The sequence below is a fragment of the Photobacterium piscicola genome, from assembly GCF_900166965.1.
Classification (GTDB): domain Bacteria; phylum Pseudomonadota; class Gammaproteobacteria; order Enterobacterales; family Vibrionaceae; genus Photobacterium; species Photobacterium piscicola.
Genome location: NZ_FUZI01000021.1, coordinates 1 through 5513, shown reverse-complemented (window position 1 = coordinate 5513; position 5513 = coordinate 1). Strand labels below are relative to the sequence as shown.

Below are 5513 nucleotides of genomic sequence, written 5' to 3'. Positions count from 1 at the left end.
GCTGGGAAAAGTTACTGTAGCCGACGTTTTGGCGGCGCAACCTGTGACGACAAATCTGCTCAAATTTATGCGCGCTTCGATAAAAATGATTGGCGTATCCAACCTGCAGAGTTTTATCGCTTCCATGACGCAGAAGTTAACACTTTCGGATATTTCTGATGAGTCGAAAAATTATCTTGATAAAGCAGGAATTACTACTGCTTGTTTACGAATTAAATCGAAGTGGACTGCTGGCGGAAAATGAGAAAATTCGACCTATCCTTGCGCAGCTCGAGAAGCTCTTACTTTGCGACCTTTCGCCATCAACTAACGATTCTGTCAAAAACTGACGCGTTGGATGAGGAGAAGTGGCTTAATATGCTTGGCACGTTCGTCAAGGACTGGTTTAGATATGAGTCACATTTTGTTCATGGTAGAGATTCTCTTGTTGACATTTTAAAAGAGCGTGGATTACTATCTGAGTCCGATGCTGTTCAACCACTAATAGGTAAGAAATCATGAGTCAAGTTACTGAACAATCCGTACGTTTCCAGACCGCTTTGGCCTCTATTAAGCTCATTCAGGCTTCTGCCGTTTTGGATTTAACCGAAGATGATTTCGATTTTCTGACGAGTAACAAAGTTTGGATTGCTACTGACCGCTCTCGTGCTCGTCGCTGCGTTGAGGCTTGCGTTTATGGTACGCTGGACTTTGTAGGATACCCTCGCTTTCCTGCTCCTGTTGAGTTTATTGCTGCCGTCATTGCTTATTATGTTCATCCCGTCAACATTCAAACGGCCTGTCTCATCATGGAAGGCGCTGAATTTACGGAAAACATTATTAATGGCGTCGAGCGTCCGGTTAAAGCCGCTGAATTGTTCGCGTTTACCTTGCGTGTACGCGCAGGAAACACTGACGTTCTTACTGACGCAGAAGAAAACGTGCGTCAAAAATTACGTGCAGAAGGAGTGATGTAATGTCTAAAGGTAAAAAACGTTCTGGCGCTCGCCCTGGTCGTCCGCAGCCGTTGCGAGGTACTAAAGGCAAGCGTAAAGGCGCTCGTCTTTGGTATGTAGGTGGTCAACAATTTTAATTGCAGGGGCTTCGGCCCCTTACTTGAGGATAAATTATGTCTAATATTCAAACTGGCGCCGAGCGTATGCCGCATGACCTTTCCCATCTTGGCTTCCTTGCTGGTCAGATTGGTCGTCTTATTACCATTTCAACTACTCCGGTTATCGCTGGCGACTCCTTCGAGATGGACGCCGTTGGCGCTCTCCGTCTTTCTCCATTGCGTCGTGGCCTTGCTATTGACTCTACTGTAGACATTTTTACTTTTTATGTCCCTCATCGTCACGTTTATGGTGAACAGTGGATTAAGTTCATGAAGGATGGTGTTAATGCCACTCCTCTCCCGACTGTTAACACTACTGGTTATATTGACCATGCCGCTTTTCTTGGCACGATTAACCCTGATACCAATAAAATCCCTAAGCATTTGTTTCAGGGTTATTTGAATATCTATAACAACTATTTTAAAGCGCCGTGGATGCCTGACCGTACCGAGGCTAACCCTAATGAGCTTAATCAAGATGATGCTCGTTATGGTTTCCGTTGCTGCCATCTCAAAAACATTTGGACTGCTCCGCTTCCTCCTGAGACTGAGCTTTCTCGCCAAATGACGACTTCTACCACATCTATTGACATTATGGGTCTGCAAGCTGCTTATGCTAATTTGCATACTGACCAAGAACGTGATTACTTCATGCAGCGTTACCATGATGTTATTTCTTCATTTGGAGGTAAAACCTCTTATGACGCTGACAACCGTCCTTTACTTGTCATGCGCTCTAATCTCTGGGCATCTGGCTATGATGTTGATGGAACTGACCAAACGTCGTTAGGCCAGTTTTCTGGTCGTGTTCAACAGACCTATAAACATTCTGTGCCGCGTTTCTTTGTTCCTGAGCATGGCACTATGTTTACTCTTGCGCTTGTTCGTTTTCCGCCTACTGCGACTAAAGAGATTCAGTACCTTAACGCTAAAGGTGCTTTGACTTATACCGATATTGCTGGCGACCCTGTTTTGTATGGCAACTTGCCGCCGCGTGAAATTTCTATGAAGGATGTTTTCCGTTCTGGTGATTCGTCTAAGAAGTTTAAGATTGCTGAGGGTCAGTGGTATCGTTATGCGCCTTCGTATGTTTCTCCTGCTTATCACCTTCTTGAAGGCTTCCCATTCATTCAGGAACCGCCTTCTGGTGATTTGCAAGAACGCGTACTTATTCGCCACCATGATTATGACCAGTGTTTCCAGTCCGTTCAGTTGTTGCAGTGGAATAGTCAGGTTAAATTTAATGTGACCGTTTATCGCAATCTGCCGACCACTCGCGATTCAATCATGACTTCGTGATAAAAGATTGAGTGTGAGGTTATAACGCCGAAGCGGTAAAAATTTTAATTTTTGCCGCTGAGGGGTTGACCAAGCGAAGCGCGGTAGGTTTTCTGCTTAGGAGTTTAATCATGTTTCAGACTTTTATTTCTCGCCATAATTCAAACTTTTTTTCTGATAAGCTGGTTCTCACTTCTGTTACTCCAGCTTCTTCGGCACCTGTTTTACAGACACCTAAAGCTACATCGTCAACGTTATATTTTGATAGTTTGACGGTTAATGCTGGTAATGGTGGTTTTCTTCATTGCATTCAGATGGATACATCTGTCAACGCCGCTAATCAGGTTGTTTCTGTTGGTGCTGATATTGCTTTTGATGCCGACCCTAAATTTTTTGCCTGTTTGGTTCGCTTTGAGTCTTCTTCGGTTCCGACTACCCTCCCGACTGCCTATGATGTTTATCCTTTGGATGGTCGCCATGATGGTGGTTATTATACCGTCAAGGACTGTGTGACTATTGACGTCCTTCCCCGTACGCCGGGCAATAATGTTTATGTTGGTTTCATGGTTTGGTCTAACTTTACCGCTACTAAATGCCGCGGATTGGTTTCGCTGAATCAGGTTATTAAAGAGATTATTTGTCTCCAGCCACTTAAGTGAGGTGATTTATGTTTGGTGCTATTGCTGGCGGTATTGCTTCTGCTCTTGCTGGTGGCGCCATGTCTAAATTGTTTGGAGGCGGTCAAAAAGCCGCCTCCGGTGGCATTCAAGGTGATGTGCTTGCTACCGATAACAATACTGTAGGCATGGGTGATGCTGGTATTAAATCTGCCATTCAAGGCTCTAATGTTCCTAACCCTGATGAGGCCGTCCCTAGTTTTGTTTCTGGTGCTATGGCTAAAGCTGGTAAAGGACTTCTTGAAGGTACGTTGCAGGCTGGCACTTCTGCCGTTTCTGATAAGTTGCTTGATTTGGTTGGACTTGGTGGCAAGTCTGCCGCTGATAAAGGAAAGGATACTCGTGATTATCTTGCTGCTGCATTTCCTGAGCTTAATGCTTGGGAGCGTGCTGGTGCTGATGCTTCCTCTGCTGGTATGGTTGACGCCGGATTTGAGAATCAAAAAGAGCTTACTAAAATGCAACTGGACAATCAGAAAGAGATTGCCGAGATGCAAAATGAGACTCAAAAAGAGATTGCTGGCATTCAGTCGGCGACTTCACGCCAGAATACGAAAGACCAGGTATATGCACAAAATGAGATGCTTGCTTATCAACAGAAGGAGTCTACTGCTCGCGTTGCGTCTATTATGGAAAACACCAATCTTTCCAAGCAACAGCAGGTTTCCGAGATTATGCGCCAAATGCTTACTCAAGCTCAAACGGCTGGTCAGTATTTTACCAATGACCAAATCAAAGAAATGACTCGCAAGGTTAGTGCTGAGGTTGACTTAGTTCATCAGCAAACGCAGAATCAGCGGTATGGCTCTTCTCATATTGGCGCTACTGCAAAGGATATTTCTAATGTCGTCACTGATGCTGCTTCTGGTGTGGTTGATATTTTTCATGGTATTGATAAAGCTGTTGCCGATACTTGGAACAATTTCTGGAAAGACGGTAAAGCTGATGGTATTGGCTCTAATTTGTCTAGGAAATAACCGTCAGGATTGACACCCTCCCAATTGTATGTTTTCATGCCTCCAAATCTTGGAGGCTTTTTTATGGTTCGTTCTTATTACCCTTCTGAATGTCACGCTGATTATTTTGACTTTGAGCGTATCGAGGCTCTTAAACCTGCTATTGAGGCTTGTGGCATTTCTACTCTTTCTCAATCCCCAATGCTTGGCTTCCATAAGCAGATGGATAACCGCATCAAGCTCTTGGAAGAGATTCTGTCTTTTCGTATGCAGGGCGTTGAGTTCGATAATGGTGATATGTATGTTGACGGCCATAAGGCTGCTTCTGACGTTCGTGATGAGTTTGTATCTGTTACTGAGAAGTTAATGGATGAATTGGCACAATGCTACAATGTGCTCCCCCAACTTGATATTAATAACACTATAGACCACCGCCCCGAAGGGGACGAAAAATGGTTTTTAGAGAACGAGAAGACGGTTACGCAGTTTTGCCGCAAGCTGGCTGCTGAACGCCCTCTTAAGGATATTCGCGATGAGTATAATTACCCCAAAAAGAAAGGTATTAAGGATGAGTGTTCAAGATTGCTGGAGGCCTCCACTATGAAATCGCGTAGAGGCTTTGCTATTCAGCGTTTGATGAATGCAATGCGACAGGCTCATGCTGATGGTTGGTTTATCGTTTTTGACACTCTCACGTTGGCTGACGACCGATTAGAGGCGTTTTATGATAATCCCAATGCTTTGCGTGACTATTTTCGTGATATTGGTCGTATGGTTCTTGCTGCCGAGGGTCGCAAGGCTAATGATTCACACGCCGACTGCTATCAGTATTTTTGTGTGCCTGAGTATGGTACAGCTAATGGCCGTCTTCATTTCCATGCGGTGCACTTTATGCGGACACTTCCTACAGGTAGCGTTGACCCTAATTTTGGTCGTCGGGTACGCAATCGCCGCCAGTTAAATAGCTTGCAAAATACGTGGCCTTATGGTTACAGTATGCCCATCGCAGTTCGCTACACGCAGGACGCTTTTTCACGTTCTGGTTGGTTGTGGCCTGTTGATGCTAAAGGTGAGCCGCTTAAAGCTACCAGTTATATGGCTGTTGGTTTCTATGTGGCTAAATACGTTAACAAAAAGTCAGATATGGACCTTGCTGCTAAAGGTCTAGGAGCTAAAGAATGGAACAACTCACTAAAAACCAAGCTGTCGCTACTTCCCAAGAAGCTGTTCAGAATCAGAATGAGCCGCAACTTCGGGATGAAAATGCTCACAATGACAAATCTGTCCACGGAGTGCTTAATCCAACTTACCAAGCTGGGTTACGACGCGACGCCGTTCAACCAGATATTGAAGCAGAACGCAAAAAGAGAGATGAGATTGAGGCTGGGAAAAGTTACTGTAGCCGACGTTTTGGCGGCGCAACCTGTGACGACAAATCTGCTCAAATTTATGCGCGCTTCGATAAAAATGATTGGCGTATCCAACCTGCAGAGTTTTATCGCTTCCATG

At 44.8% G+C, this 5513-nt stretch carries 9 protein-coding genes and 1 pseudogene; all 10 read left to right on the top strand.

Features of this window, described 5'->3' with window-relative positions; genetic code table 11:
* Window positions 1-159: hypothetical protein (locus tag CZ809_RS21660; RefSeq protein ID WP_503121336.1), on the top strand; the 159-nt coding region annotated here is incomplete at its 5' end.
* Window positions 159-329 carry a bacteriophage K family protein gene (locus CZ809_RS21655; RefSeq protein WP_002253904.1) on the top strand — a complete coding sequence of 57 codons (171 nt, stop codon included), beginning with the start codon at window positions 159-161 and terminating at the stop codon, window positions 327-329. The genes CZ809_RS21660 and CZ809_RS21655, both read left to right, overlap by 1 nt.
* Entirely contained in the window at window positions 262-501 is a 240-nt protein-coding gene (locus CZ809_RS21650; protein WP_016670801.1) for a phage DNA packaging protein C, read from the top strand. The genes CZ809_RS21655 and CZ809_RS21650 overlap by 68 nt, the downstream gene beginning before the upstream one ends.
* The gene (locus CZ809_RS21645; RefSeq protein WP_000084700.1) at window positions 498-956 is read left to right on the top strand and encodes a scaffolding protein D; all 459 of its coding nucleotides are present in this window, start codon (window positions 498-500) and stop codon (window positions 954-956) included. Before CZ809_RS21650 ends, CZ809_RS21645 begins: the two co-directional genes overlap by 4 nt.
* Window positions 956-1072, top strand: a complete 117-nt coding sequence (locus CZ809_RS21640; RefSeq protein ID WP_000033471.1) for a phage DNA packaging protein J — start codon at window positions 956-958, stop codon at window positions 1070-1072. The genes CZ809_RS21645 and CZ809_RS21640 overlap by 1 nt, the downstream gene beginning before the upstream one ends.
* Window positions 1073-1108: 36 nt before the next feature.
* The gene (locus CZ809_RS21635; protein WP_000065572.1) at window positions 1109-2392 is read left to right on the top strand and encodes a major capsid protein; all 1284 of its coding nucleotides are present in this window, start codon (window positions 1109-1111) and stop codon (window positions 2390-2392) included.
* A gap of 110 nt (window positions 2393-2502) precedes the next feature.
* Window positions 2503-3030 carry a hypothetical protein gene (locus CZ809_RS21630; RefSeq protein WP_000487867.1) on the top strand — a complete coding sequence of 176 codons (528 nt, stop codon included), beginning with the start codon at window positions 2503-2505 and terminating at the stop codon, window positions 3028-3030.
* Window positions 3031-3038: 8 nt separating this feature from the next.
* A complete protein-coding gene (locus CZ809_RS21625; protein ID WP_000466547.1) occupies window positions 3039-4025 on the top strand; it encodes a Minor spike protein in 987 nt (328 codons plus the stop codon).
* A 36-nt stretch (window positions 4026-4061) separates the two neighbouring features.
* A pseudogene (locus tag CZ809_RS21620) lies at window positions 4062-5138 on the top strand (replication endonuclease); the annotation flags it as partial.
* Window positions 5139-5182: 44 nt separating this feature from the next.
* Window positions 5183-5513: internal scaffolding protein (locus tag CZ809_RS21615; protein ID WP_201035706.1), on the top strand; the 331-nt coding region annotated here is incomplete at its 3' end.

Coding starts and splice junctions, on each gene's coding strand:
- CZ809_RS21655 (WP_002253904.1), top strand. CDS start 159: ATGAGTCGAAAAATTATCTTGATAAAGCAGGAATTACTACTGCTTGTT.
- CZ809_RS21645 (WP_000084700.1), top strand. CDS start 498: ATGAGTCAAGTTACTGAACAATCCGTACGTTTCCAGACCGCTTTGGCC.
- CZ809_RS21640 (WP_000033471.1), top strand. CDS start 956: ATGTCTAAAGGTAAAAAACGTTCTGGCGCTCGCCCTGGTCGTCCGCAG.
- CZ809_RS21635 (WP_000065572.1), top strand. CDS start 1,109: ATGTCTAATATTCAAACTGGCGCCGAGCGTATGCCGCATGACCTTTCC.
- CZ809_RS21630 (WP_000487867.1), top strand. CDS start 2,503: ATGTTTCAGACTTTTATTTCTCGCCATAATTCAAACTTTTTTTCTGAT.
- CZ809_RS21625 (WP_000466547.1), top strand. CDS start 3,039: ATGTTTGGTGCTATTGCTGGCGGTATTGCTTCTGCTCTTGCTGGTGGC.